We start from the raw sequence: 26325 nt of genomic DNA, 5'->3' as shown, positions 1-26325 counted from the left end.
GGACACTCCGGGGGAGCCTCCAGGGGGCGCCCGGAGGCATTCGGCGCCGACGGACACGACGGCCGGGGCGGGTGGGACCGGTGAGGCCCGCGCACCCCGTCCGACGTGCCCCCGAACCGGTCACCACCGCGCGCCGCCCGGGCGGCACGGGCGCCGGGAGCGGGCGCGGGCCTGTGCCGGGGGACCGGCCCACCACACGGCGCCCGGCCCCCGCCCCACGCTCACCTCACACCCCTGGCGCCCCCGCTCACCCCCGCTCCAGCAACACCACCGGCAGCGGCCCGAAAAGGTCCGCCACGCGTGCGTGTCCGCTGAACTCCCGTGCCGGATCCAGCACGTCGACCCAGCGCCCCGGGGGCAGCGGCAGCCGGGTGTCGCGCCAGCCGCCCGCCTCCGTCAGCCGCAGCGACAGCCGCGTCACGGCCGTGACGACCTCCTCCGAGCGGGCGAAGGCCACACAGTGCGCGGCCGCCGGACCCTCCGCGGTGAGCGGCGTGTACGTCGCCGTCTCCCCGAAGGCGGCCGGTCGCCGCGCGCGCAGCCGCAGCGCCGCCCCGGTCACCGCGTCCTTCACCCCCGGCGACGGCGGCGGGAAGGACACCGCCCGCCGGTTGTCCGGGTCCACCAGCGCCCGGTACTCGCCCTCCGTGCCCTGGTACACGTCCGGCACCCCCGGCATCGTCAGGTGCAGCAGGGCCGTGCCGAGCACGTTCGCCCGGATGTGCGGCTCCAGGCGCTCGCGCAGGGCGGCCACATGCGCCCCCGGCGGACCGCACGGCCCCGCCGTGACGAACGCCGCCACCGCCTCCTCGTACGGCGGCTCCTGCTCCGTCCAGCTGGTGAACAGCCCGGCCTCCCGCACATGCTTCAGCAGCGCCCCCCGCACCCGCTCCGGATCCGCGGGGCCCAGCCCGAACACCGTCTGCCAGGCGGCCCACGCCAGTAGCGCGTCCGGCACCCCCTCCCCGGCGCGGGTCACCTCCGCCAGGGCGTCCGCCCACCACTCGGGGCATTCGGTGAGCACGGCCAGCGCGGCCCGTACGTCCGCGCTGCGCTTGGTGTCGTGCGTGGACACCACGACCCCGGTCGCCGGCCAGTCGCGCTGCACGCGCGCGCAGTACGCGTGGAAGTCCTCCGGCGACAGCGCGGGGCTCCCCGGATTCCCGCCCACCTCGGTCGCCGACAGCAGCGGCACATAGCGGTAGAACGCCGTGTCCTCCACCGACTTGGCGCGCAGCGCGGACGCCGTCTGCGCGAACCGCACCCGGAAGTCGTCCAGCTCCGGCCCCGCCCCCGCGCGCCCCAGCACCAGATCGCGCACCACGTCGACCGCCCCCGCCTCCTCGGGTACGACGAAGGCGTGCCGTGCCTCGGCGGCGGCCTCCTCGGTCACCACGGCGGCCACGTCCCCACTGGCGTAGGGCCGGTAGACCTCCAGACGCACGAGCAGTTCCTGGAGCGCGGTGCGCAGCGCCCAGGGCGCCCGGTCGCGCAGGGCGGGGTCCGCGGAGGTCTCGCAGACCCGCAGCGCGGCCCGGGTCAGCCGCTCCGTCTCCGCCGCCAGCTCGTGCGTGACCACCTTGTACGCGGCCCGCCGCGCCGTCGCCTCCCACTGGCCGCCCCGGTCGGTCTGCGGGGCCGCGAACCGCCGGTACTGGCCGAGGAGTTCCCCGAACCCGGCCGGGTCCGTGAACAGTCCGTCGATGTGGCGCAGGGCGTCGTAGCCGGTGGTCCCGGCCACCGGCCAGGAGGCGGGCAGGTGCTCGCCGTCGGAGAGGATCTTCTCCACGACCGTCCAGCGGCCCCCGCTCGCCTCGTGCAGGCGCCGCAGATAGGCGTCGGGGTCGGCGAGCCCGTCCGGATGGTCGACGCGCAGCCCGTCGATCACGCCCTCGTGCAGCAGCGCGAGGATCCTGTCGTGGGTGGCCTCGAACACCTCCGGCTCCTCCACCCGCACCCCGATCAGCTCCGAGACGCTGAAGAACCGGCGGTAGTTCAGCTCGGTGCGGGCCAGCCGCCACCACCCGAGCCGGTACCACTGGGCGTCCAGCAGGTGCGGCAGCGGCAGGTCCGCGGTGCCCTCGCGCAGCGGGAAGACGTGGTCGTAGTAGCGCAGGACGTCCCCGTCGACCTTCAGGCGGTCCAGCTCCTGGCCGAGCGGCCCGCCCAGCACCGGCAGCAGGATCCGCCCGCCCTGCGCCTCCCAGTCGATGTCGAACCAGCACGCGTACGGCGACTGCGGGCCCTCGCGCAGCACCTCCCACAGGGCCCGGTTGTGGCGCGGCGCCATCGCCATGTGGTTCGGCACGATGTCGACGACCAGGCCGAGCCCGTGCTCCCGCGCGGTGCGGGACAGCGCGCGCAGCCCCTCCTCGCCGCCGAGTTCCTCGCGCACGCGCGCGTGGTCGACGACGTCGTAGCCGTGCGTGGAGCCCGGCACCGCCTCCAGCACGGGCGACAGGTGCAGATGCGAGACGCCGAGCGAGGCCAGGTACGGCACCGCCTCGGCCGCGGCGGCGAACGGGAAGTCGGGCTGCAACTGGAGCCGGTAGGTGGCCGTGGGCGTCACCGGGTCAGGTCGCTCAGGTGTCATGCAGACGTACGTACCCGCCCTGCCGCCCTTCGTGCCCCCGGCACCGCCATGTGCCCCCGCTGCCCGGCCGGCCGCTCACCCGCCCGGAGCACCCCCGCGCGGGTGAGCCCCGTCCCTGGGGCGGGCGGCCCTACACGGGCCGCTGGAGCACCACCAGGCTGCGGTCCACCAGGGTCAGCCGGTCCCCGGCCTGCACCTTCGGGCCGCCCCCCGCGGCGACGCCCTCCTCCCGCGCGGTGTCCACCACGACCTGCCACTGGCGGCCGTGGTTGACCGGCACCACGAAGTCCAGCGTCTTCGGCGCCGCGTTGAACATCAGCAGGAACGAGTCGTCGGTGATGCGCTCCCCGCGCGGGCCGGGTTCGGAGATCGCGTTGCCGTTGAGGAACACCGTCAGCGCGGACGCCTGCGCCGAGTGCCAGTCCCGGTGGGTCATCTCCTTGCCCTCGGGAGTGAACCAGGCGATGTCCGACAGCTCGTCATGGGTGCCCTCCACCGGCCGCCCGTGGAAGAAGCGCCGCCGCCGGAACACCGGGTGGTCCCGGCGCAGCCACACCATGGCCTGCGTGAACCGCAGCAGCGCGCGGCCGTCCTCGTCGTCCGGGTCCGGCCAGTTCAGCCACGCCAGCTCGTTGTCCTGGCAGTAGGTGTTGTTGTTGCCCTTCTGGGTGCGCGCGAACTCGTCGCCGTGGCTGATCATCGGCACGCCCTGGGACAGCATCAGGGTCGCGACGAAGTTGCGGATCTGACGGCCCCGCAGCTGAAGCACCGCGGGATCGTCCGTCTCGCCCTCCGCGCCGCAGTTCCAGGACCGGTTGTGGCTCTCCCCGTCCCGGTTGTCCTCGCCGTTGGCCTTGTTGTGCTTGTGGTTGTACGACACCAGGTCGTGCAGCGTGAAGCCGTCGTGGCAGGTGACGAAGTTGATCGAGGCCAGCGGGCGCCGCCCGTCGTCCTGGTACAGGTCGGAGGAGCCGGTCAGCCGGGAGGCGAACTCCGCGAGCGTGCGCGGCTCGCCCCGCCACAGGTCCCGCACCGTGTCGCGGTACTTGCCGTTCCACTCCGTCCACAGCGGCGGGAAGTTGCCCACCTGGTAGCCGCCCTCGCCCACGTCCCAGGGCTCCGCGATCAGCTTCACCTGGGAGACCACCGGGTCCTGCTGCACCAGGTCGAAGAACGACGACAGCCGGTCCACCTCGTGGAACTGCCGGGCCAGGGTCGCCGCGAGGTCGAACCGGAAGCCGTCGACATGCATCTCGGTCACCCAGTACCGCAGCGAGTCCATGATCAGCTGAAGGACGTGCGGGGACCGCATGAGCAGGGAGTTCCCGGTGCCCGTGGTGTCCATGTAGTAGCGGCGGTCCTCGGAGAGCCGGTAGTAGGACGTGTTGTCCAGACCCCGGAAGGAGAGCGTGGGGCCCAGGTGGTTGCCCTCGGCGGTGTGGTTGTAGACCACGTCCAGGATCACCTCGATCCCGGCCTCGTGCAGCGCCTTGACCGCCGACTTGAACTCCAGCACCTGCTGGCCGCGATCGCCCCAGGACGCGTACGCGTTGTGCGGGGCGAAGAAGCCGATCGTGTTGTAGCCCCAGTAGTTGTTCAGGCCCATGTCCACCAGACGGTGGTCGTTCACGAACTGGTGGACGGGCATCAGCTCCAGCGCCGTCACCCCCAGCTCGGTCAGATGCTCGATGACCGCCGGATGGGCGAGCGCCGCGTAGGTGCCGCGCAGCTCCTCCGGCAGCCCCGGGTGGCGCATCGTCAGGCCCTTCACATGGGCCTCGTAGATCACCGTGTGGTGGTACTCGGTGCGCGGGCGCCGGTCGTCGCCCCAGTCGAAGTAGGGGTTGACCACCACCGACGACATGGTGTGCGGCGCCGAGTCCAGGTCGTTGCGCCGGTCGGGGGCGTCGAAGTGGTAGCCGTACACCTCCTCGCCCCAGCTGATCGAGCCGCTGACCGCCTTCGCGTACGGGTCGAGGAGCAGCTTCGCGGAATTGCAGCGCAGACCGCGCTCGGGAGCGTACGGCCCGTGCACCCGGAAGCCGTACCGCTGCCCCGGCATGACGCCGGGCACGTACGCGTGCCGGACGAACGCGTCGCTCTCCCGCAGTTCCACCGCCGTCTCCGAGCCGTCGTCGTGCAGCAGACACAGCTCTACTCGGTCCGCGGACTCCGTGAAGACCGCGAAATTCGTGCCGGCGCCGTCATAGGTGGCACCGAGTGGATACGCCTCTCCAGGCCAGACCTGCATGGACACGACTCTTTCAGGTGGACCGCGCCGACGGGGGCGCCTTGACTCCGAGTCTCCCCGAAAGTGATGGAACCACCCCCGAATCGCACCCCTCTTACCGGACGACCAGGCATACCAGTGATGCCGAACCAGTGGGGCAGACACATACTCCCGGGGACCCCCGGGGAGTAGGGGGAAACACGTGCGCACGACAGTGCACCGCCATCTGGGCAAGGTGGTGGCCGGCGCGGCCATAGCCCTGGCCGGGACCGCGGCCATGGTCGCGGTCACCCTGCCGGGGACGGCGGGAGCCGACGAGAAAACGGGTGGAAAGAACAACGGGGCCCAGGCGGGCGCCCAGGAGCAGGCGCAGGGCGGCGGCCAGGACCAGGCCGTCGCACCCGGCGTCGTCCGGAAGGCACCCGCCGACGGGGAGAAGGGCACCGGACGCGACCCGCTCACCGACGCCGAACTGGACCGGGCCGAGCAGCTCGCGCTCAACCAGCAGGTGCGGCGGTCCGGCGAGGACGTCGAGGGCGACCGGGGCCCGCAGCGCCTCGCCGTCGACCTGGCCGAGCCGGAGGCCGACGAACTCGACGGCGCCTCCGCGCCCCGGCGCGCCGAGGTGACGTACTACGACTACAAGAACGACACGCTCGTCATCAAGACGGTCAACCTCGACACCGGCAAGGTCGAACGGACCAGTTCCGAGCGGGGCGTGCAGCCGCCGCTCAGTCCCGACGAGGACACCGAGGCCGTGCGGATCCTGCTGGCCGACCCGCTCAGCGCGGGCCTGAAGGCGGACTACAAAGACGCCACCGGCAAGGAGCTGACCTCTCCGGACCAGCTGGAGATCGACAGCATGGTCTTCCGGGCCGAGCCCGGAGCCCAGCCCGCCGCGCTCGACAAGTGCGGGGAGCACCGCTGCGCCCGGCTGTTCCCGAAGGCGCTCAACGGCCCGTGGATCGACATGCGGCACCTGGTGATCGATCTGAGCGCCCGCAAGGTCGCCGAGCTCAAGCGCTGACCCGTTCTCCTTTCCGACTTCACTCCTTACGCAAGGGAGTCACTTCTTCATGCGCGTCAACAGAATGAGCCGTGCCCGTACGCGGACGGCCCTGGCCGCGTTCGCCGTGGCAGGTCTGACGGCGGGTGCCGCCGCGGGCGCGGGCCCGGCCAACGCCCAGCCCAAGGCGGCACCGGCCGCGCCGGACTGCAGCGCGGCCTACCGCATCGAGCAGAAGCTCGCCAACGGCACCACGTGGCGCATGTGCTGGCGCCACGAGGCCATGGCCGGGATGGTGATGGAGGACATCACCTACCAGCCGCCCGGCGAGAGCAAGCCGATCAAGGTCCTCAACAGCTCCCGGCTCGCCCAGATCCACGTGCCGTACGACGACGGCTCGGAGGAGTACGACGACATCACGAGCTTCTACTTCGGCGCCGGCCTGGAGAACCTGGCCGCCGGCGAGTGCCCCGGCGGCACCATCCGCACCGTCAAGGTCCGGATGCCGGGGGCCAGCGCGACCGAGAACGTCAAGGGCCTGTGCACCACCACGCGCGCGCGTGGGCACGCGTACCGCATGCACGACTACACCATGGACGGCACCGAGAAGCTGTACCAGAAGCAGGGCAAGGACCTGCTGGTGTACGCCGTCAACAAGGTGGGCTGGTACGAGTACATCACGGAGTGGCGGTTCTCCGACGACGGCGCCATCCACCTGAACGTCGGTGCCACCGGCAGCCTCGCCCCGCAGGACTACGACGCCGCGGACGGCCGCGGCTGGCCGATCGGCAAGGGCAACAAGGCCCGCTCCCTGAGCCACAGCCACAACGTCTTCTGGAAGCTCGACTTCGCCCTCGACGGCTCTTCCAAGGGCCGGGTCGAGCAGTACGACTCCAAGGTGACGCCGCGCCAGCCCGGCGACCGCGGGCCGACCAACAAGACGACCCGCACCAAGATCACCAAGGAGACCGCGGGCGACGCGAAGAACATGCGCTGGTGGCGCGTGGTCAGCGCGACCGGCAAGAACAAGGACGGGCACCCCCGCTCCTACGAGCTGGTCGCCGGTCCCAACGCCAAGTACTCCGGGCGGGGGTTCACCAAGCACGACGTGTACTTCACGCAGTACAACAAGTGCGAGAAGTACGCCAGCAACAACAAGGGCAACTGCCCCTCCGGGCACCCGAAGTCGGTCGACAAGTGGGTCAACGGCCAGAACCTGACCAACCCCAGCATGTGGGTGAACGTGGGCTTCCACCACATCGCCCGGGACGAGGACCAGCAGCCCATGCCGGTCCACTGGCAGGGCTTCTCCGTGGTCCCGCGTGACGTCACGGCTATGAATCCGCTCACTCCGGCCGCACTGGCCGGTGCGAACGGCCGCCTCGACTGAGGCAGTTGAGAAATCACCCTGTCCATCCGGCTGCACCGTCGACCGCTCCCGGAGTACCCTTCCTTGATCGTTGAGACGGGGAGAGCTCGGGGGAGCGGAAGGCGGTGCGCGGGTGGGCTCGGGAGGGCTGGAGTTGCCCCCTGGTGACGAGGGTCACGAGGGGAACTCCACAGACGTCCCGCCCGGCACGGTGTCCCTGGCCAGGCCCATGGACGCCGGTGCCATCGGACCGGAGCTGGAGTGGGACGCCGAGGCCTGGCACGAGGTACGGACCCGCGCCCAGCGGGCCGGCCGGGCCTACATCTGGCTGAACCTCGTCGAACAGCGGCTGCGCGCGGTCGTGGCCGCTGTACTGCGGCCCATCTACGAACCCGTCCACGGCGACGACTGGGTGGTCGCGGCCGCCGGACCGGCCGGTCAGGAGTGGGTGCAGCGCGCGGTCGCCGTACGCGAAGTCAGCCGCCGCAAGGGGTACTTGCTGGACCCGGCCGACGACAACGTGCTCAGCTTCCTGACCCTGCCGCAGCTGCGTGAGCTGATGGTGCAGCACTGGCCGTGCTTCGAGCCCTACATCGACGAGCGCCGGGACGTCGAACTCGCCCTGGACGAGCTGGAGGTGACCCGCAACGTCGTCTCCCGCAACCGGGCGCTGTCCGAGGCGGTCCTGGGCCAGGCCGAACGGGCCTCCGCGCGGCTGCTGGAGATCCTCGGCGCGGGCGGCGACGTGCCCTCCGCGCGCAGGCTGCCGGTCGACGCGGTGGAGGACCTGGTCGGCGACCGGTACGGCGACGTGGTCGCCGTCCACCCCGACCGGGTGCGGCTGCTGCGGCAGTTCCCGGCCGAGGACATCTTCGGTGGGGCCCGCCGCCTGGACGCCATCGGCATCGGCCTCAATCTGCTGGTGCAGAACTTCTCCGGGCGCCGCCTGGTCCGGCTCGCCGAGTCCGGCTGCCGGGTGCGGCTGCTGTTCCTGAACCCGGCCTCCAGCGCGGTCAAGCGGCGCGAGCGGGAACTGGGCATCAAGCGGGGCGAACTGGCCCGCTCGGTGGAGATGAACATCCTGCACATGCGCCGGGTCCGCTCCCGGCTGCGCGACCCCGGCGCCTTCGAGATCCAGGTCTACGACGAGACGCCCCGCTTCACCGCGTACCTGGTCGACGGGGACGGCTCGGACGGCATCGCGGTGCTCCAGTCCTATCTGCGCCGCACCCGCGGCATGGAGGCGCCGGTGCTGGTGCTGCGCGGCGGGCACGGGGTGGTCAAGTCGGGCGAGGTGGACGACAACGGGCTCTTCCCGACCTACCGCGAGGAGTTCGAGGTGGCGTGGGCGGATTCGCGGCCTGTGTCCTGAAGTGCGCGCATGACGACGGCGCGGTAAGCGGAAGGCTCGCCTCGGATTGTCAGTGGCTCGTGCGAAGGTGGAGACCACTGGGGGAGAGCACCACCGAGGAGGGGGACCGCCCATGGGCTGGCACCGTGAGCTGCTGATCGGATTCGACCTGGAGACGACCGGGACGGATCCGCGCGAGGCGCGCATCGTCACCGGGGCGGTGATAGAGGTCCGGGGCGGCCGGACGCTGGGGCACCGGGAGTGGCTCGCGGACCCGGGCGTGGAGATCCCCGCGGACGCGGTGGCCGTGCACGGCATCAGCAACGAGCGCGCGGCGGCCGAGGGGCGCCCCGCGGACCAGGTGGCGGGCGCCATCGCGGACGTCCTGGTCGGGTACTGGAAGACGGGCGTCCCGGTGGTCGCCTACAACGCGGCGTTCGACCTGAGCCTGCTCTCCGCCGAACTGCGCCGCCACGGACTGCCGTCCCTGCGCGAGCGGCTCGGCGGCCAGGACCCGGGCCCGGTCATCGACCCGTACACCATCGACCGCTGGGCCGACCGCTACCGCCGCGGCAAGCGGAACCTGGAGGCGGTCTGCGCGGTCTACGGCGTCCCCCTGGACACCGCCCACGACGCCACTGCCGACGCCCTCGCCGCGGCCCGCCTGGCCTGTGCCATAGCCGACCGCCACCCCAAGATCGCGGCCCTCGGCCCGGCGGAACTCCACCGCCGCCAGATCGAGTGGTACGCCGAGTGGGCGGCGGACTTCCAGAACTTCCTGCGCCGCAAGGGCGAGACCGACGCGGTGATCGACGGCACGTGGCCTCTGCGGGAGGTGGCGGGGGAGCGGGTGTAGGGCGGAGCCGGGGAGAGCGCCCGCGGCTCCTTACACCGATGCCGCGGCGCCCGCCGCGATGCGGGCCACGCGTGGCTTAGCCAGCCGTTCGTAGTCGGCCGCCGACAGGCACAGGGAGCGGTCCAGGCGGGCCGCGTTGAAGTACAGGGCGGGCTGGGTCAGCAGCTCCGGGTCGGCGACGACCTCCAGGCCGGGGTCGAAGCTGAACGGGAGGACCGTGCCGGGGACGCTGCGGGCCAGGCGTTCCGCCGTCGCCGGGTCGCTGAAGCCCGCGTAGCGCGCGCCGTACAGGGCGCGGACCGCGTCCAGGTCCACGCGGCGGTCGCCGGGGACGACCGCGAGGACGTGGCGGGTGGTGCGGCGGTCGACCTTGACGCGCAGGACGATGCACTTCGCGGCCTGGGACGGCGGGTGACCGCGCAGGGCCGAGACGGCGTCGGTGGCGCCCTCCGGGGCGTGGTCGAGGAGGCGGTAGTCGACGCCCTCGGAGTCGAGCAGGGTGATCAGGTGGTCGTAGGTGTCGTGGTCGGACACGTCAGCTCCCTTTGTGTCGAGGGGGGTTCGGGGTGCTTCTCCCGGTGGGCGCGTTCCACTGACTGGCCCCAGTACGTGCCGGTGAGCATCATGGCCGCGCCCAGTCCCGTCAGCGGCGTCAGGTGCTCGCCGCCCAGGGCGACGCCCACCGCGACCGCCCACAGCGGCTCCGTGCCCAGCAGCAGGCTGGCCCGGCTGGCGGAGCTGCGCTGCACGGCCCAGGTCTGCGCCAGGAAGGCGAACACGCTGCAGAACAGGGCCAGGTACAGCAGTTGTGTCCAGGTCGCGGCGGACGCCCGGGCCAGGGTCGGCAGCCCCGCACCGGCCGCCGGCAGGAACAGCACCGTGCCCACCACGGTCTGCACCGTCGTCAGGTGCAGCGGGCGCACCGCCCGGCCCACCGTGAGCCGTCCCACCAGCACCACATGCCCGGCCCGGACCAGCGCCGCGCCGAGCATCAGCAGGTCGCCGAGGCGCGGCGCGTGGAAGCCGTCGCCGCCCATCAGCAGGGCGACGGCGAGGACAGAGAGGCCGGTGGCGGCGTAGAAGGCGGGCGGCAGTCCGCCGGAGCGTCCCGCGCGGTCGAGGAGCGGGGTGAGCACGATGGTCAGGCTGATGATGAGCCCGGCGTTGGCGGCGGTGGTGTGGGCGACGCCGTACGTCTCCACCACCAGCACCGCCGCCTGGGTCAGGCCCAGCGGCAGCCCGGCGCGCAGCTCGTCCCGCGTCCAGCGGCGTGCGCCCCGCCGGGACAGGACGAGGCCGAGACAGGCGAGCGCGGACAGGGCGTAGCGGGCGAACAGCACCAGCAGGACGGGCAGGGCGGCGGCGGCCGTCTGGGCGGACAGATAACTGGAACCCCAGACGACCGCGACGAGGAGGAGTACCGCATCGGTACGGCGGACGTCGGACACGCCCCCCACGGTGCACCGGAACGTCCGTGAAGCCCAGTACCAGTTTCTAAAAGGATCTTTTAGCGCTCCTACACTGTGCGCCATGGACGAACGCCAGCTGAGGATCCTGCGCGAGCTCGGCGAACTGGGCAGCGTCACGGCCGTCGCCGAGGCCCTGCTGGTGACCCCGTCGGCCATCTCCCAGCAGCTCAGGCTGCTCCAGCGGGCGGTCCCGGTCCCGCTCACCGAGCGGCAGGGCAGGCGGCTGGTGCTGACCGACGCCGGTCAGGCGCTGGCGGGCGCGGCCGTGGAGGTGGAGACGGCGCTGGCACGCGCCCGGGGCAGCGTCGAGGAGTTCGTGGGGCGCCCCGACGGGGAGGTGTCCGTCGCGGCATTCCACAGCGCGGGCGGCGCCTTCTTCCCCCTCCTGCTGCGGGCCCTCGCCGGTCCCGGCAACCCGGTGCCGAGGTTCGCCGACGAGGACGTACCGCAGGAGGACTTCCCGCGTCTGACCCGGGAGTACGACATCGTCCTCGCCCACCGCCTGGACCACGCCCCGCCCTGGCCGGACACGGTCACGGTGACCACGCTGCTGCGCGAGCCACTGGACGTGGCGATGCCGAAGGAGCACCCGCTGGCCGCGAAGCGCCGGGTCACCCCGCGCGACGTGGCCGACGAGCCGTGGATCACCGTGCACGACGGCTTCCCGGTGATGGCGACCGTCGACGCCATCGCGGCGGCCGCCGGACGCAGGCTGTATCTGGCCCACCGCATCAACGAGTTCGCGGTGGTCGCGGAGGCCGTGGCGGCGGGCGGTGGCATCGCCCTGCTGCCCCGCTGGACCGTGCGCCCCCACCCCGCCCTGACCCTCCGCCCCCTCAGCGGGGTCCAGGCGCGCCGGCACATCGACGCCCTCTACCGCCCGGAGCGCCTCGCCCGGAGGGCGGTCCGCACCGTCCTGGCCGAACTCGGCCACGCGGCCCGCGCGATCCGGGCGCGGGAGGTCTGAGCGCGCGTCAGGACGGGTGCGAGGGCGGGTGGGTCAGGACGGGTGCGTCAGAACGGATACCACCGCACCGTCTCGTCCCCGTCCCGCAGCGACGCCACCCGGCGCCGGAACTCCGTCAGCGCCTCGGGGTTGCTCGGGGCGTGCTGGGCCACCCAGGCGCAGCTCGCCGTCTCCCGCGCCCCGCGCAGCACCGAGCAGCCCTCCCACTCGCGCACGTCCAAGCCGTACGCGGTGACGAAGGCGTCGTAGGCGGCGTCGGGCAGCGCGTACCGGTCGCGGGACAGGGCCATCACCACCAGGTCGTGCTCGCGGAAGTCGCCGGAGAAGGTCTCCAGGTCGACCAGGACGGGCCCGTCGGGTCCGACGTGGACGTTGCGGGGGAGGGCGTCTCCGTGGATCGGGCCGACGGGCAGGCGCGGGGTCAGCCGGCTCGCCGCCTCGGCGAACCCGTCCCGGCGCCGGCGCAGGTACTCCGCGTCCGCCGGGTCGATGGCGTCCCCCGCGAGCCGCAGCCAGCGCTCCACCCCGCCCAGCAGATCGCGCGGCGGCAGGGCGAAGGGCGGGTCGGGCAGGGCGTGCACGATCCGCAGCAGTGCGGCCAGATCGCGGGGTTCGGCGGGCCGTACCCGCTCGGGCAGCCGCTGCCACACGGTCACCGGGTGCCCCTCGACCAGCAGCGGCTCGGGCTCGGCCGCGCGGACCGCCGGGACGCCCGTCTTCGCCAGCCACAGCGCGATGTCCAGCTCCCGCCGGGCCCGTTGCAGCAGTTCGGCGTCCCGGCCCACCTTGACGACCAGGTCACCGGCGGCGAACACGGCGTTCTCGCCCAGGGCGAGCAGGTCCGCGTCCTGCGCAAGGCCCGCCCCGGCCAGTACCTGCCGGGCCCGCGTCTCGTCCATCGTGCCGCCTCCATGCCGCCGTAGGTGTGTGATCGCTGTCGGTCAGTCTCGCATTGCCACAGGTCGGCGGGGGTGCGCGGCGCCTCGGCGGCGGAGCGGTGGCCGCGGCTCACCGGGCGCCGCGCGATATACGTAGTTGCACGAGACGTATCGTCTCGTTAGTCTCCTGTGCATGACCTCACCCGCGCACATCGCCATGTTCTCCATCGCCGCCCACGGGCATGTGAACCCCAGCCTGGAAGTGATCCGTGAGCTGGTCGCACGCGGGCACCGGGTCACCTACGCGATCCCGCCCGCGTTCGCCGACAAGGTCGCCGAGACCGGGGCCGAGCCCAAGCTGTGGCACTCCAACCTGCCCGGCCCCGACGCCGACCCGGACGCCTGGGGCAGCACCCTGCTGGACAACGTCGAGCCGTTCCTGGACGACGCCATCCAGGCGCTGCCCCAGCTCGCCGCCGCCTACGAGGGCGACGAACCCGACCTCGTCCTCCAGGACATCACCGCCTACCCGGCCCGGGTCCTCGCCCACCGCTGGGGCGTGCCCTGTATCTCCCTGTCACCCAACCTCGTCGCCTGGGAGGGCTACGAGAAGGAGATCGCCGAGCCGATGTGGGCGGAACCGAAGAAGACCGAGCGGGGCCGGGCCTACTACGACCGCTTCGAGTCCTGGCTCAAGGAGAACGGCGTCGATCTGCACCCGGACCCGTTCGCCGGCCGCCCCGACCGCTCCCTCGTGCTCATCCCCAAGGTGTTCCAGCCGCACGCCGACCGGGTCGACGAGAGCGTGTACACCTTCGTCGGCGCCTGCCAGGGCGACCGTGCGGCCGAGGGCGACTGGCAGCGGCCCGAGGGAGCGGAGAAGGTCGCCCTCGTCTCGCTCGGGTCGTCCTTCACCAAACAGCCCGCCTTCTACCGGGAGTGCGTCAGGGCGTTCGGGGAGCTGCCCGGCTGGCACCTGGTGCTCCAGATCGGCCGCCGCGTCGACCCGGCCGAGCTGGGCGAGGTGCCGGCGAACGTCGAAGTGGCGTCGTGGGTGCCGCAGTTGGCGGTACTGAAGCAGGCCGACCTGTTCGTCACCCACGCCGGCGCGGGCGGCAGCCAGGAGGGACTGGCCACCGCCACCCCGATGATCGCCGTACCGCAGGCCGTGGACCAGTTCGGCAACGCCGACATGCTGCAGGCGCTCGGGGTGGCGCGGCGGCTGGACACCGAGGAGGCCACCGCCGAGGCACTGCGCGAGACCGCCCTCGCCCTCGTCGACGACCCCGAGGTCGCCCGGCGCCTGAAGGAGATCCAGGCCGAAATGGCCGGGGAGGGCGGTACGCGCCGGGCCGCCGACCTCATCGAGGCCGCACTGCCCGCGCGCTGAACACGCCAGAGGGCCCGTCGACACCCCCGTGGGTCGACGGGCCCTCCGCTTCTCACCGGGCCGGGATCGGACGGATCAGACCGGGACGCGCTCGCCCTCGTCGTCGCGCGCCTGGTACGTGACCGCCTCCGGCGCCTCGTCGTGGGTGAGGTCCGGCATCCGGTTCAGCCAGCTCGGCAGGTACCAGTTGCGCTCGCCCAGCAGCGCCATGACCGCCGGGAGCAGCACACCGCGGATGACCGTCGCGTCGATCAGCACCGCCGCCGCCAGACCCACGCCCATCTGCTTCATGGACTGCATGGACAGGGTGCCGAAGATCGCGAACACGGCGACCATGATGACCGCGGCGCTGGTGACGACACCCGCCGTGGTGACCACCCCGTGCTTGATCGCCTCGTTGGTCGAGCGGCCCTTCAGCCGCGCCTCGCGGATCCGGGAGACCACGAACACGTGGTAGTCCATCGACAGGCCGAACAGGATCACGAAGAGGAACAGCGGCAGCCAGGTGATGATGGCGCCGACACCCTCCGCACCCACCAGGGACGCGCCCCAGCCGTGCTGGAAGACGGCGACCAGGATGCCGTAGGCCGCGCCCACCGACAGCAGGTTCAGCGCGATCGAGGTGACCGCGATGGTCAGCGAGCGGAAGGACAGCAGCATCAGGAAGAAGGCGAAGACCACGACGAAGGCGAAGACCGGGACGACCGCGCCCGCCAGCTGGTTGTTGAAGTCGTGGCTGCCCGCGACCTGCCCGGTGATCGGCGCCTCCAGGCCGTCGACCTTGCCGAGCGTGGACGGACGGACCTCGTCGCGCAGCTTCTCCAGGCTCTCGCCCGCCTTGTCCAGGTCGGAACCGCCGACCAGCGGGACGTACACGAAGGCCAGGTTCTGCTTGTCGTGCAGCTTGATCTCGACCGGGCCCTTCGAGGCGCCCGAGTCCACGGCCTCCTTCTTGAAGGCGGCCAGCGCGTCCTGTACCTCGGCGGAGTCGATGTCGTCCGCCTTGACGACCACCTCGGCCGGCTCCGAGCCGCCGGGGAACGCCTCGTTGACCCGGTTGTACGTCTGCACGATGGGCAGCGAGTCGCCGAACTCCTGGTCCAGCGTGAGGTTCTGGGTCTTCATGCCGACCGCGGGCGCCGCCACCGCGAGCAGCGCGCCGGTCGCGACGACCACCGAGACCACCGGGCGCTTCAGCACCGCGTTCAGCACGGCCGTCCACATCCGGCTCTCGCGCTGGCCGGCCGGGCGCTTGCGGCGCAGCTTGCTCTCCGGGTGCAGGTAGGGGATCTTGCCCTTCTCCACCCGGTGGCCCAGCAGCGACAGCAGCGCCGGCAGCACGGTCACCGAGCCGACCATGGCGACCGCCACGACGATCAGCGAGGCCAGGCCCATCGCCTCGAAGTCGGCGATGCCGGTGAACAGCATGCCCGCCATCGCCACGCACACCGTGACACCCGAGACCACGATCGCGCGGCCACTGGTGGCGGCGGCGATCCTGAGCGCCGTCTGCGGGTCGCGTCCGGCGGCCCGCTCCTCGCGCTCACGGCGCAGGTAGAACAGGCAGTAGTCGACACCGACGGCCAGACCCACCAGCAGCATCACCGAGTTGGCGACGTCGCCCATCGGCATCACATGGCTGACGATGCCCATCAGACCCATCGTCGCCATGATCGCGGTGATGGCGAGCAGCACCGGCAGCAGGGCCGCGACGATCGCGCCGAAGGCGATGAGCAGAATGCCGAGGGCCACGGGCACGGCCGAGTACTCGGCCTTCTGGAAGTCGTCCCCGAAGGCGTCGTCGAACGTCTTCATCATGCTCGCGCTGCCGATCTCCTCGATCGTCAGCGACGCGTGGTCCTTCTGTACGTCGGCCACCGCGTCCAGCACCGGCTCGACCCGCTCGGCGGCCGTGTCCGCCTCGCCGCGCATGTCGAACTGCACCAGCGCGCTGCGGCCGTCCGCGGAGACCATGTCGGTGTCGTACGGCGAGGTGACGTCGGTGACCTCGCCGGTCTTCTCGACCGCGGCCATCACCGCGTCCACCGCGGCGCGGAACTCCGCGTCGGTGGCCTTCGGGCCGCCGTCCTTCGCCTGGACCAGGACGGTCTCCCCGGCGGGCTCCTCGATGCCGGCGTCCTCGATGATCTGCGCGGCGGTCTTGGTCTCGCCCTTGAGCGCCTGGCTCTCGTCCACGTCCACGCGGCCCGCCGCCGACCCGAGGCCCATCGCCAGGACGACGAACAGCACCCAGATGCCGACCGCGGCCCATCGGTGCCGGGCACTCCAGCCGCCGGCCCGGGCGGCCAGGCCCCGCACCCGTATGTCTCCGTTCCCCATGACGGGATTGCCCCCTCGTGTGCCGGTGACAGCCCCCTGCCGCCACCTTTCAGATTCGAAGGTATGGGCCGGATAAAGCCTTCTCGTCGTGCTGATCGGTGAACTGGACGGGGCGGGAATCATCCCCCTGGACCCCGCCTTCTCCCCACTGGGGAGGAGGCGGCCCCTTACATCTAATTGGGGACTCTTTGTCATTACGAAAGCTTGTTGTGTAAGTCACAGCTGCGTGTAGCAGTTGATCGGCACCCCCGGAATCCGCCAGAGTTCAGCCCAGTCCGCCCCGGCGGACCCGGCCGTCGTGCCCGCCCCCACGGGGCACGACGGCCCCTTAAGGTGGGCGGATGACGACGACGTACGCGGCGCTGCTGCGGGGCATCAACGTGGGCGGCGCCAAGAAGGTCCCGATGGCCGAGCTGCGCGGACTGCTGTCCGGTCTGGGACTCGGCGACGTACGCACCTATCTGCAGAGCGGCCAGGCCGTCTTCACCGCCGCCGACGGGGACGAGGAGTCCTGGGCGGCGCGGATCGCGGCGGCGGTCGAGCAGCACTTCGGGTTCTCGGTCGACGTCATCGTCCGCGACCACGCCTACCTCGCCGCCGTCGTCGAGAACTGCCCCTTCCCGGCCGCCGAGCTGGAGGGCAAACAACTGCACGTCACGTACTTCTCCGGACCCGTCGGCGCCGAGCGCTTCGCCGACATCGACCAAGGCGCCTTCCTGCCGGAGGAGTTCCGCCTCGGCGACCGCTGCCTGTACCTCTACGCCCCGAACGGCCTCGGCCGCTCCAAGCTCGCCGAGCAACTCGCCAAGCCGCGCTACAGCAAGGGCATGACGGCGACCTCCCGGAACTGGAACACCGTGGTCAAACTGGTGGAGATGACCGGCGCCTAGCGTGCGAGGCTTCCTCGCATGCGATACATCATCATCGGAGCGGGCGCCATCGGCGGGGTCGTCGGCGGACGGCTCGCGCAGGCGGGTCACGAGGTCGTCCTGGTGGCGCGCGGCGCCCACCTGAAGGCCCTCAAGGAACACGGACTGCGGCTCACCGTCCCGGACGGCACGAGCGTGCACCGCCTGCCGGCCGTCGAGAGCCCGGACGAACTCGGCCCCCTGCGCCCCGACGACGTGCTCCTGCTCGCCGTGAAGACCCAGGACAGCCCCGACGCCCTGCGCACCTGGGGAGCGGCCCCGGTCGAGGGCGGCGGCACGGCCGCCGAGCGGCTGCCCCTGCTGTGCGCGCAGAACGGCGTGGAGGGCCCGCGGCTCGCCCTGCGGGTCTTCCGGCGGGTGTACGCCGTGTGCGTGTGGCTGCCCGCCACCTTCGTGGAACCCGGAGCGGTCTCCGCCGCGGGCACCCCGCTCACCGGCATCCTCCACCTCGGCCGTTACCCCCACGGCACCGACGACACCCTGCACCGGATCTCCGCCGACCGGGAGAAGGCCCCCTTCGAGGCCCCGGTCGTCCCCGACGTGACCCGCTGGCTGTACGCCAAGCTCCTCAGCAACCTCGGCAACGCCCTGGAAGCCCTCACCGGCCCGGTCGGGAGCGAGGAAGTGACCGTGCTCTACGACAGGGTCCGCGCGGAGGCCGCGGCCGTCCTGGACGCGGCCGGTATCGCCTACGCCGGCGCGGAGGAACAGCGGGCGGCCCGCGGCGACAAGATCACCCTGGTCCCGCTCGACGGCGTCCCACGCGGCGGCGGCTCCACCTGGCAGTCCCTGGCCCGCGGCACCGGCACCATCGAGGCCGACCACCTCAACGGCGAGATCGCCCTCCTCGGCCGTCTGCACGGCGTACCGACACCGCTCAACGAACTCCTCCAGCACCTCGCGAACACGTTCGCCCGGGAGCGCCACGCACCCGGCTCGATGCCGGTGGCAGAGCTGGTGGGGATGGCCAACTCGGCGACAGACCACCCTGGTTGTCCCTAAAGTGAGAGCCGTGCGACTTCACCGGCAGGGGGGCGGGGCAGCGTGGCGGGCAGGGTCTTACCGGGGTTGCCCCAGTACCGCAAGGACGGCGTGACACGGCGCTTCTGCGCCACGGTCCATCTCTACGACGACCTCGCCCGGGACGTCGACCGGGAGCTGACCGGCGACGGGCTCAAGGCGATCGGACTCACCCTCGGCATCAACTTCGTGGCCGTCGCCCGCCACGCCCGTGCGGCGGTCCGGCGCAGACAGGCCCTCGACCGCCAACTCGTCGCCCTCGGAATGCTGTTCATCGCCTCCCTGCTGCTGGCCCTGTGGTCACTGCTGGGCGGCGACGGCTCCCTCGTCATGGTCGCTGTCTACGGCCCCGCCGGCGTTTTCGCCGCCTCCTGGATCCTCGTCCGGCACGCGGAGGGCCGGGCCCGGGACGCGGCCCAGGAGGTGTACCGGGGCGCCGAGAAGCCGGAGACGCTCGCACCGCCCGTCGAACAGGGCACCGAGGCACGGCTGATCGAGCTGAAGCGGGCCAACGTGCTGCCGTACGCCGACGAGACGGCCTTCGCCAACCCGTTCGTCGGCAGTGGCAAGCGGCTCCAGGAACGGGAGGTCATCTGGGGCCCCATAGATGTGAGCGAGCCCGCCGAGGGACCCGGCGGCACCAAGCTCACCATCACCGACTTCGACGCCATCGACCTGCACACCTATGTCGCCCGGCAGATGGAGAGCATCTCCGGCCTCGACGGACTGCGCACCCGCAACCGGCTCTACGTCCTCGGCAGCAACGCCTACATGCTGCCCGAGCTGGTCCCCGACCGGACCCGGCGCCCGGCCGCGCACGTCCCCAAACAGCTCGTCCAGGCCGGACTCCAGCAGCCCGGCGCCGGTATGCGCACGCACCTGTGCCTGGAACGGGTCGGCGAGGGCGGACGGATCATCGTCTCCATGTACCTGCGGGCCATCCTCGCCGGGCCCAGCCTCAGCTGGGAGGTGGCCGTCTACGCCGTCCCCCCGCTCGAAGCACGCTTCCAGACCGTCGACCACCTCCCCGTGGCCCGCGGCGACCGCTGGTGGAGCCTGTTCAAGTACGCCACCACCCGCACCTGGTCCGAACTGTGGGGCGCCTCCGGCCGTATGTCGGAACGCTCGCGCTGGCGGCACGACAACGAGCGGACACTGCGCAAACTGCGCCGCAAGATCAAGAACCAGCACGTCGTCGTCGACCAGGGCGCCGTCACCAGCCTGCGCGAACGGCACGGCGACTGGGGCCAGGCGACCTACGCGGAGCGCATGGACGCGCTGGACTTCCTCGTCCGCCTCCAGCAGGGCGTGCTGACCGCGACCGAGCGCTTCCTGAAGGACCACAACGTCGACACCAGTTCCTTCGACAGCGCGCAGAAGATCATCACGCAGAACTACCACGTCAACAATGTCAACGGGCCCAGCATCTTCGGCGCCGGCGGCACGATCAACCAGAACAACAACCCTCAGGGCGGCGGGCCCCAGGGCGGCCAGGGCGGTGGCGGCACTCCTTCGCCCCCGGCCACGCCCTGACCCGGCGACGGACACAGAAGCGGGCGCATGAGCAACTATCACATCAACAACGTCAACGGCCCGGCCAACTTCGGCGACCACGGCCGTATCGAGATCAACAACGGTACCGACGCCGCGACCCTGCTGCGCCTCGCCGACCAGCTCGTGGAGCGGCTGCGGGTGGAGAACCCCGCGCTCGTCCCGCACGCCCAGGTCATCCAGGGCGAGCTGGCCGGTGCCGGGCAGGACGGCCGCAGCGCCGACCGGGGACGGATCCGGTCGGCGCTGGAGACCATCGGCATCGGGGTGGCGGCCGGCAGCGGCGGCCTCGCACTGGCCCAGGACATCGGACGCCTGCTGGGCCTGTAAGCCGCCCCGGCGGCTACTTGGCGCGCACCACCGCCCGCACCCCGCCCCCGAGGTCCAGTTCCAGGCCCGAGCGCAGCGGCACGGTCTGACCGGGGGCGATCTGCTGGGAGGAGCCGTCCGAGCGGGTGCCCGTCCAGGTCTCCTTCGACCGGTTGGCGATACCGAACCGGCCCGGCTTGGCGGGGTGTTCCACCAGCTCCGCCACCAGGCTGCCGTCCGAGCAGTCGTGCCGGGCCGGTTCCGGCAGCAGATGGTGCGCCTGCACCCGGGCCGCGCGCCGCAGCCGGATGTCGTGCTGGGCGCGCGGCGGCGGGGTCGTCACCGTCAGCCGCGGCGGCAGCACCAGTTGGGCACCGCACCCCCAACAGGCCTTCGGCGGTGGGTTCTCGCCCGGCTCGGTCATGTTCTCGCGCCCGCAGGAGGCGCACTCCACCACCGCGTCCAGCACCGCCCGCAGCGCGTTGCGCCACTCCGTCTCACGCACCCGGGACGCGGGGTCGCGCAGTCCGGTGGTGAAGCTGCGTACGAACAGGTCCTGGAGCTTTGCCACCGCCGCGTTCCACGTCGCCAGCACCGTCGCGTGCTCCATCGGGTCGGGCGCGTTGGAGGTGTCCGCCGGATCGAACACGAACAGCGGTTCCTTGCCGTACAGCCGCTTCTCCGCCGCCTCGTCGAAGCAGTGGATGCCCAACTCCCGCCTGCCCTCCAGCGGGTGATGGTTCATCAACAGCATGAACAGCAGGACCGCGAGCGAGTGCAGGTCGGACTGGGTGCCCGGCCTGGCGTCCGGCTCGCCGCGCACCAGCTCCGGGGCCATGAACTTCATCGTCCCCGAGATGCCGCTCGCGTCGCCCTCCACCACCGCGTTGTCGTTGTCGCAGATCAGCACGTCACCGGTGGCCGGGTCGAAGAAGACATTGCCCCAGGAGATGTCCCGGTAGGCGATGCCCCGCGAGTGCAGCGCCTGGTACGCCTCCACCGTGTACAGGCACGCGGTCAGCAACGCCCGTGGTGTGGTGCGCAGTTGGCGGCGGAACAGGTCAGGCAGGCCCTTGAAGCGGTCCGGGCGCAATGCCATCAGATAGCCGAACGAGCCCCGGTGCGCGGGCACGAAGGACTCCGGCCACAGGAACCGGTCGTCGTCGAAGTCCCGCTCCACCAGCTCCTGGACGATCGCCTCCTGCTCCGGCGTCGCACACGTCGGGTAGTACCACTTCAGGGCCTTCTCCCCGGCCGCCGTGCGCACCCGGTACACCTCGCCCTGCCCACCGGCGCCCAGCATGCCGATGATCTCGACCTCGTCGCCGTTGTCCACGGCCAGCCGGGTCCCGCTGTCGAGCATGCCGCTCATCGCTCAACTCTCCGTCTTCTGTTCGCTCTTGTGATCCGCTTCCAGCGCCAGGTGTCCCGGCCGCAGCGCGGCGACCAGCGTGGTGTCGTCCCCGGAGTACCGCGACGCCTGCCGCAGCCACTCGGGCAGCGCCGCCCGCACCCCGTCCGCGCCCTCCGCCGCCAGCCGGTCGTCCAGACCCACGACGAAGTCCCGGTAGCCCTCGGCCGAGGCGAAGCTCTTCGACAGGCCGTCCGTCGACAGCACCACCAGCCGCGGCCCGCGCGCCTCGTCGAACAGCGGCGCCCAGTGCGTGCGCACCGCCCGCCACGCCTGGGCGCCGCACAGCGACTCCGTCTCGTCGCCCAGGTCCTCCTCGGCCGGGGCCAGCGGACGCAGCAGCTCACCGTCGTGCCCGATCACCGCGAGATCGCCGTCGCCGATCTGCCACGCCACGAACAGCCACGGCGTGACCACGGCCCCGACCAGCGTGGTGCCGTACAGCACCAGCTTCTCGGCGGCCTCCGGCTCGGGCGTGCCGACATCGGCGACCGGACGGTGCCGGTCCCAGTGGCCGAGCGCCGCCGACCGCCACTCCTGGACCAGGGCGCGCGGGAAGTCGTCGCGGGCGTACGCCATCAGCCGGGCCAGACTCCCGCGCTCGTGGCAGTCGCGGGCGGCCCGCCCGAAGGCGGCGGCGAGTCCCACGAACCGGTCCACGGCGAACCGCGCCCCCAGCTCGCTGCGGGCGTGCACCGCCGAGCCGTGCCCGTCGGCCACCGCCAGCACCAGCGGCTCGTCCCCGGCACCGGTGCCCTCGCAGGCCCACCAGTCCTGGTTGCACCGCTTGCCGACGCCCTGGACGCTCTCGCCCATCGTGTCCCAGCGCCGCACCCCGAGCGTCACCACACGTCGTCATCGTCATCGTCGTCCAGCACCGGCGGCGCGTACGGCTGTTTCGCCAGCGGGTCCGCCCCGGTGCCCGCCACCGGCTGCGAGGCCGCCTTCACGGCCGCCGTGGAGGCCCAGCGGATCGCCGCCGCGAGCTGCTTGGGGCTGTTGGCGTCCAGCGGCTGCAGTTCGGGATTGCCGAGGAACTCCTGGAGCACCCCGCGGTCGGCGTCGGCGCCGATCGCGATGGCCACCCGCACCGCCTTGCGGCCCCACGGGGTGGCGTCGATCGCCTTCAGACCGGCCTTCCAGTCGTCCGTGGGCACCCCGTCCGACACCAGCGCCAGTACGGGCTTCAGCGCCCGCTGCGGCATCGGCGGGCTCTGCAGCTCCCGGGACACCAGGGTCAGTGCCTCGCCCAGGTTGGTCATACCGTCCACCTGCACGTCCTGCCAGGTGAAGTTGTCGACCGGCACCGGGGCCTGGTGCAGCCACTGCGCCGTCGTGGAGAACGTGACGGTGCGCAGCAGCAGTTGGGCGGCCGGGTTGTCGTGCGCCACCGACCGCATCTCCGGGATGGCTTCTCTGATCGCGTAGTTGAGCTGGCCGATCTTCTCGCCCTGCATCGAGTACGAGCAGTCGAGCAGCCAGATGAAGTGGACCGGACGGTTGGCCATGGCCCCGCCGGGAATGTCGCTCACGCCGTTTTCCTCTCCTTGAATCCTCGCCGTCAGGCCGGGGGCCGGTTCCTCGCGGTCAGGCCGGCAGCCGGTTCCTCGCCGTCAGGCCAGCAGCCAGTACGCCAGCCCGGCCCCGCCGAGCACCGTCAGCACCATGGCGGCCACGAACACGCCTGCCATCGCGCGCCGCCAGCGGCCGATGGACGCGGTCACCTGTGTCATGCCGGGGTCCTCTCACGGTCACGGGGGCCGCGCAGCCGCAGCCTGCGCTCCTTCACACCCGGCCGCCCGCCCGGTCCGGCCAGCGCGGCGGTGCGCAGGCCCGACACGGCCAGCAGCCACAGCACCGGCTCGGCCGCCCGGCGCTGCTCGCTCTCCAGCGGCCCGGTGCCGGTCGCGGCGCGGGCGCTCACCGCCCAGTAGCGGGCCGCACGGAAGTCGCCGCCGAGCGCCCGCACCAGCCGGTCCAGACCGATCTCGGTCAGCCAGTCGTCCACCCGGGGTCCGGGCACCGGCAGCGTCGTCAGCTGGTCCAGGATGTCCCGCTTGGTGACGACGGTGGCCACGCACAGCCGCTCCCGCCGCCCGGTCAGCGCCTGCAGCTCACCGGTCAGCCGCTGGTAGGTGTCCCACGGCCCCTGGGACGAGGGACGGGCCGCCGTGGCGCGGGAGATGTCGTCCTCGCCGAGCCTTCCGCGTACCCCCGCGTCGGCCAGTACGTCCGCGACGAGCACGACTCCGTCGGTGTGCTGGAGATAGGGCTGGGCGCGCACCCGGTCCGCCTCGCTGACCGACTCGCCCATCGGGTCGTAGAGGTACAGCAGCCGCCGCCGGCGGCCCCGGGCGACCGTCAGCATCAGGGCGCGCGGCTGCCCGCCGGTGGTGGCCCGCGCCCAACCGGTCTGCTTGAGCTCCTGGTTGAGGTCGACCGCGGCGGCCCGGTCGTCGGCGGAGGCGTACTCGACGGTGAGTTCACCGCGCCGCGCGAACGCGTGCAGGCCCTCGACCATGGCCGCCATCAGCATCGTCTTGCCGGAGGAGGTGCCGCCGATCAGCGGCGCGTGCACCACCCGGGTGGAGCCGACGGCCGGCGGCAGCCGCCGGTCGCAGTGCGGGCACAGGGCGGTCAGCGACCCGCGCCGCGCGGCCCGGGTCGTCGGCAGCCGCCGCCCGCAGGTGCACCGGTGCCACACCAGGCCGTAGCGGCCGGGGCGCAGCGAGGCGTGTCCCGCCTCGCACCCGGGGCAGCGGTGCACGGCCAGCGGCACGGGCCGGTAGCAGCGCGGGTAGGGGCACTTCACGCGTATCCCGCGGGCCAGTTCCCACGCCCGCTCGACGCCCCGCAGCACCGGTACGGCCGCCGCACAGCCCAGCCAGAGCAGGGCCAGCAGCAGACCGAACACCGTGAGGAACGCGCCGAGCAGCACACCGGCCAGGGCGGCGCCCAGCAGCGCGCCCGCCACCGTGCCCGGGGCCACGAACACCACCAGCAGCGCGGCACTGAACGGGGAGTCGGTGAGGCCCCCGGAGGGCGTCCGGCCGCGGAACAGGTTCCTGCCGGTCCGCTCCAGCCACGGGTCGGCCAGCGCGCTCCACACGACCTGGAATCCGTAGCCCGCGGCGCTGAGGCCGTCGGTCCACATCTGCCGCCACCAGTAGGCGAGCGGGGCGGGCTCGCCGCCGCCGACGACCGGGATCCGCTGGTCCGCGCGGCCGCTCTGCCACGGCCCCAGGCCCCGCCAGACACCGCCCACCCCGATCCCAAGGAACTCCCACGTCACCCGGCCCAGACCGACGCCGACGGCGATCAGCCCGCACCACGCGCCGTAGATCCACACCACCGTCATGGCGCTCATCGGCGGCCTCCCCGGGACGGCGGCTCCACGTCCCCGGGATAGACGGGGCCCTGCTCGGCGCGCCTGCCGCGCCCGGACAGCCGCCCCGCGAGCCGCCCGAGCGCGCCCGGCCGGTTCCAGGCCCGGAACGATTCGAGCTTGCCGCGCCGGGCCCGTTCGAGCGCCGCCTCCACCGCGGCGACGTCCTCGGCGGGCAGTGCCTTCACGATCGGCCGCAGCACCTTGGTGAGCAGCGCCGCACAGGTCTCGTCCCAGGCGGGATCGCCGCCGGACCAGGCGGTCCACGCGCAGTAGCAGGTGGCCACGTACGTGGGACTGACCCGCAGCCGGTCGCCGACCGCGGAGGAGCGTGCGGCGCGTTCGTACGCGGCCAGCAGTTGCGGCTCGCCGGACCTGGCCAGGGCGTACAGCTCGCTCTCCGGTACCGAGGTGGCCAGCAGCCGCTCGGCGAGGGCGTCGCTGACACGCCGCAGCACACCGTCCGGCACGGGCTGGGTGGTGCCGTCGCGCAGCGCCAGCACATGGCCGACCCAGTTCTCGCCCTCGCCGCTGGTGCCCAGCAGGCCGGCGAACTCCAGCAGGAGCAGCGCCGGGCGCTGGTCGGGCCGCAGTTCGGTGCTGAAGCTGCGCAGCAGGTCGACGGCGAGCGCCGGGACGTCGGGGTCGTCGGGCGGCGCGGCGAGGGCGGCCTCGATCAGGATGTTCCGGGTGCCCGCGGCCTGGTGCAGGTCCGAGCCGAGTTCGTTGAGCAGCAGACTCGCCTCCTGCCCGGTCGGCAGGACCCCGTCCCACACCAGGCTCAGCGCGGTGCGCAGCACGGAGGTGTCGGCGTGCGGGGACACCCCGGCGGTGCGCAGGAGTTCGTGGAACCGGGCGAGCCGGTCGCCCGCGGGCGGCACCGTGACGCACATCCGCAGATGCGGGAAGCGGGTGTGCATGCCGACCGGCAGCCCCGACCCGGTCAGGGCCCGCGCCGCCGCGGGCGGATCGGCCGCCGCCAGCGCGTCCAGCGCCCCGAACAGCGCGATCCGCAGGGCGGGATGCTCCTGCACCGCGTCCAGCAGGGCCGCCGACGCCCCCGGGGGCGGGCGCCTCGACGGTCTCCGGCGCCGACCGGGCGGGGTGCCCCACCGGCGGCTCGTCCAAGGCCGCCGACGGCGCGTCCGGCGCCACCGCCACCAGGGCGCGGGCCAGCCGTCCCGCCAGCTCGGGCAGCAGGTCCTGGCAGTCGACGTCGAGCAGGTCCGCGATCCGCAGCAGGGCCAGCGGGCGCCCGTCGGCGGGCTGCC

The 26325-nt window shown here is 72.5% G+C and carries 21 protein-coding genes; 10 read left to right on the top strand and 11 right to left on the bottom strand.

Annotated features, from left to right (window positions below; genetic code table 11):
* Positions 1-247: 247 nt before the first annotated feature.
* Together treY and glgX are read right to left on the bottom strand one after the other, a co-directional pair.
* The gene (treY, locus tag GA0115233_RS14325; RefSeq protein ID WP_093720575.1) at positions 248-2593 is read right to left on the bottom strand and encodes a malto-oligosyltrehalose synthase; all 2346 of its coding nucleotides are present in this window, start codon (positions 2591-2593) and stop codon (positions 248-250) included.
* Between the two features lie 130 nt (positions 2594-2723).
* Positions 2724-4844, bottom strand: coding sequence for a glycogen debranching protein GlgX (gene glgX / locus GA0115233_RS14320; protein ID WP_093720635.1), 2121 nt, complete (start codon positions 4842-4844; stop codon positions 2724-2726).
* Positions 4845-5025: 181 nt separating this feature from the next.
* Between glgX and GA0115233_RS14315 the strand changes: the two genes are divergently transcribed.
* The 4 genes from GA0115233_RS14315 (at position 5026) to GA0115233_RS14300 (ending at position 9405) form a co-directional block, all read left to right on the top strand.
* Complete coding sequence (locus GA0115233_RS14315) at positions 5026-5850, top strand: Tat pathway signal sequence domain protein (protein WP_093720574.1); 825 nt, start codon at positions 5026-5028, stop codon at positions 5848-5850.
* A 49-nt stretch (positions 5851-5899) separates the two neighbouring features.
* A complete protein-coding gene (locus GA0115233_RS14310; protein WP_093720573.1) occupies positions 5900-7219 on the top strand; it encodes a copper amine oxidase in 1320 nt (439 codons plus the stop codon).
* A 112-nt stretch (positions 7220-7331) separates the two neighbouring features.
* Positions 7332-8570, top strand: a complete 1239-nt coding sequence (locus GA0115233_RS14305) for an SAV2148 family HEPN domain-containing protein (RefSeq protein WP_093720572.1) — start codon at positions 7332-7334, stop codon at positions 8568-8570.
* Positions 8571-8682: 112 nt separating this feature from the next.
* Positions 8683-9405 (top strand): 3'-5' exonuclease, encoded by a 723-nt coding sequence (locus GA0115233_RS14300; RefSeq protein WP_093720571.1) that lies wholly within the window; start codon positions 8683-8685, stop codon positions 9403-9405.
* 30 nt (positions 9406-9435) lie between these two features.
* Here GA0115233_RS14300 and GA0115233_RS14295 read toward each other — a convergent pair whose 3' ends face one another.
* Entirely contained in the window at positions 9436-9939 is a 504-nt protein-coding gene (locus GA0115233_RS14295; protein WP_093720570.1) for a YbaK/EbsC family protein, read from the bottom strand.
* Positions 9909-10853 (bottom strand): DMT family transporter, encoded by a 945-nt coding sequence (locus GA0115233_RS14290; protein ID WP_093720569.1) that lies wholly within the window; start codon positions 10851-10853, stop codon positions 9909-9911. Before GA0115233_RS14290 ends, GA0115233_RS14295 begins: the two co-directional genes overlap by 31 nt.
* An 82-nt stretch (positions 10854-10935) precedes the next feature.
* Between GA0115233_RS14290 and GA0115233_RS14285 the strand changes: the two genes are divergently transcribed.
* On the top strand, positions 10936-11841 hold the full coding sequence (locus tag GA0115233_RS14285; protein ID WP_093720568.1) for a LysR family transcriptional regulator: 906 nt from the start codon (positions 10936-10938) through the stop codon (positions 11839-11841).
* 47 nt (positions 11842-11888) lie between these two features.
* On the opposite strand, the gene GA0115233_RS14280 is transcribed toward GA0115233_RS14285, so the two are convergent.
* The gene (locus GA0115233_RS14280) at positions 11889-12740 is read right to left on the bottom strand and encodes a phosphotransferase enzyme family protein (protein ID WP_093720567.1); all 852 of its coding nucleotides are present in this window, start codon (positions 12738-12740) and stop codon (positions 11889-11891) included.
* A 172-nt stretch (positions 12741-12912) separates the two neighbouring features.
* Between GA0115233_RS14280 and mgt the strand changes: the two genes are divergently transcribed.
* On the top strand, positions 12913-14109 hold the full coding sequence (gene mgt / locus GA0115233_RS14275) for a macrolide-inactivating glycosyltransferase (protein WP_093720566.1): 1197 nt from the start codon (positions 12913-12915) through the stop codon (positions 14107-14109).
* Between the two features lie 75 nt (positions 14110-14184).
* On the opposite strand, the gene GA0115233_RS14270 is transcribed toward mgt, so the two are convergent.
* Entirely contained in the window at positions 14185-16449 is a 2265-nt protein-coding gene (locus GA0115233_RS14270; RefSeq protein ID WP_093720565.1) for an MMPL family transporter, read from the bottom strand.
* A 341-nt stretch (positions 16450-16790) separates the two neighbouring features.
* Here GA0115233_RS14270 and GA0115233_RS14265 point away from each other — a divergent pair, with 341 nt between their 5' ends.
* From GA0115233_RS14265 to GA0115233_RS14250, 4 genes are all read left to right on the top strand, one after another.
* Complete coding sequence (locus GA0115233_RS14265) at positions 16791-17339, top strand: DUF1697 domain-containing protein (protein ID WP_093720564.1); 549 nt, start codon at positions 16791-16793, stop codon at positions 17337-17339.
* 18 nt (positions 17340-17357) lie between these two features.
* Complete coding sequence (locus GA0115233_RS14260; protein WP_093720563.1) at positions 17358-18380, top strand: ketopantoate reductase family protein; 1023 nt, start codon at positions 17358-17360, stop codon at positions 18378-18380.
* 90 nt (positions 18381-18470) lie between these two features.
* The gene (locus tag GA0115233_RS14255; RefSeq protein ID WP_255310180.1) at positions 18471-19931 is read left to right on the top strand and encodes a hypothetical protein; all 1461 of its coding nucleotides are present in this window, start codon (positions 18471-18473) and stop codon (positions 19929-19931) included.
* Between the two features lie 27 nt (positions 19932-19958).
* The gene (locus tag GA0115233_RS14250; RefSeq protein WP_093720561.1) at positions 19959-20279 is read left to right on the top strand and encodes a hypothetical protein; all 321 of its coding nucleotides are present in this window, start codon (positions 19959-19961) and stop codon (positions 20277-20279) included.
* Positions 20280-20292: 13 nt separating this feature from the next.
* Here the strand turns inward: GA0115233_RS14250 and GA0115233_RS14245 are convergent, their stop codons facing one another.
* The 5 genes from GA0115233_RS14245 to GA0115233_RS14225 all read right to left on the bottom strand — a co-directional run bounded on the left by GA0115233_RS14245 (position 20293) and on the right by GA0115233_RS14225 (position 26088).
* Entirely contained in the window at positions 20293-21630 is a 1338-nt protein-coding gene (locus GA0115233_RS14245) for a protein kinase domain-containing protein (RefSeq protein WP_093720560.1), read from the bottom strand.
* A 3-nt stretch (positions 21631-21633) separates the two neighbouring features.
* Positions 21634-22518, bottom strand: a complete 885-nt coding sequence (locus GA0115233_RS14240) for a protein phosphatase 2C domain-containing protein (protein WP_093720559.1) — start codon at positions 22516-22518, stop codon at positions 21634-21636.
* Positions 22512-23177, bottom strand: a complete 666-nt coding sequence (locus tag GA0115233_RS14235) for a vWA domain-containing protein (protein WP_093720558.1) — start codon at positions 23175-23177, stop codon at positions 22512-22514. Before GA0115233_RS14235 ends, GA0115233_RS14240 begins: the two co-directional genes overlap by 7 nt.
* Positions 23178-23398: 221 nt before the next feature.
* On the bottom strand, positions 23399-25036 hold the full coding sequence (locus GA0115233_RS14230) for a TRAFAC clade GTPase domain-containing protein (RefSeq protein WP_093720557.1): 1638 nt from the start codon (positions 25034-25036) through the stop codon (positions 23399-23401).
* Entirely contained in the window at positions 25033-26088 is a 1056-nt protein-coding gene (locus GA0115233_RS14225; RefSeq protein WP_176711774.1) for a GTPase-associated protein 1-related protein, read from the bottom strand. Before GA0115233_RS14225 ends, GA0115233_RS14230 begins: the two co-directional genes overlap by 4 nt.
* Positions 26089-26325: the final 237 nt, after the last annotated feature.

Origin of the sequence: Streptomyces sp. DI166 (genome assembly GCF_900091315.1) — a bacterium.
Lineage (GTDB): Bacteria > Actinomycetota > Actinomycetes > Streptomycetales > Streptomycetaceae > Streptomyces > Streptomyces fuscus.
This window is presented reverse-complemented; position numbering and strand designations above follow the sequence as displayed.

What these genes read in the sequence shown, in the direction of transcription:
- treY (WP_093720575.1), bottom strand. Translation starts at nt 2,593, where the DNA reads ATGACACCTGAGCGACCTGACCCGGTGACGCCCACGGCCACCTACCGG.
- glgX (WP_093720635.1), bottom strand. Translation starts at nt 4,844, where the DNA reads ATGCAGGTCTGGCCTGGAGAGGCGTATCCACTCGGTGCCACCTATGAC.
- GA0115233_RS14310 (WP_093720573.1), top strand. Translation starts at nt 5,900, where the DNA reads ATGCGCGTCAACAGAATGAGCCGTGCCCGTACGCGGACGGCCCTGGCC.
- GA0115233_RS14300 (WP_093720571.1), top strand. Translation starts at nt 8,683, where the DNA reads ATGGGCTGGCACCGTGAGCTGCTGATCGGATTCGACCTGGAGACGACC.
- GA0115233_RS14285 (WP_093720568.1), top strand. Translation starts at nt 10,936, where the DNA reads ATGGACGAACGCCAGCTGAGGATCCTGCGCGAGCTCGGCGAACTGGGC.
- GA0115233_RS14280 (WP_093720567.1), bottom strand. Translation starts at nt 12,740, where the DNA reads ATGGACGAGACGCGGGCCCGGCAGGTACTGGCCGGGGCGGGCCTTGCG.
- mgt (WP_093720566.1), top strand. Translation starts at nt 12,913, where the DNA reads ATGACCTCACCCGCGCACATCGCCATGTTCTCCATCGCCGCCCACGGG.
- GA0115233_RS14270 (WP_093720565.1), bottom strand. Translation starts at nt 16,449, where the DNA reads ATGGGGAACGGAGACATACGGGTGCGGGGCCTGGCCGCCCGGGCCGGC.
- GA0115233_RS14265 (WP_093720564.1), top strand. Translation starts at nt 16,791, where the DNA reads ATGACGACGACGTACGCGGCGCTGCTGCGGGGCATCAACGTGGGCGGC.
- GA0115233_RS14260 (WP_093720563.1), top strand. Translation starts at nt 17,358, where the DNA reads ATGCGATACATCATCATCGGAGCGGGCGCCATCGGCGGGGTCGTCGGC.
- GA0115233_RS14250 (WP_093720561.1), top strand. Translation starts at nt 19,959, where the DNA reads ATGAGCAACTATCACATCAACAACGTCAACGGCCCGGCCAACTTCGGC.
- GA0115233_RS14245 (WP_093720560.1), bottom strand. Translation starts at nt 21,630, where the DNA reads ATGAGCGGCATGCTCGACAGCGGGACCCGGCTGGCCGTGGACAACGGC.
- GA0115233_RS14235 (WP_093720558.1), bottom strand. Translation starts at nt 23,177, where the DNA reads ATGGCCAACCGTCCGGTCCACTTCATCTGGCTGCTCGACTGCTCGTAC.
- GA0115233_RS14230 (WP_093720557.1), bottom strand. Translation starts at nt 25,036, where the DNA reads ATGAGCGCCATGACGGTGGTGTGGATCTACGGCGCGTGGTGCGGGCTG.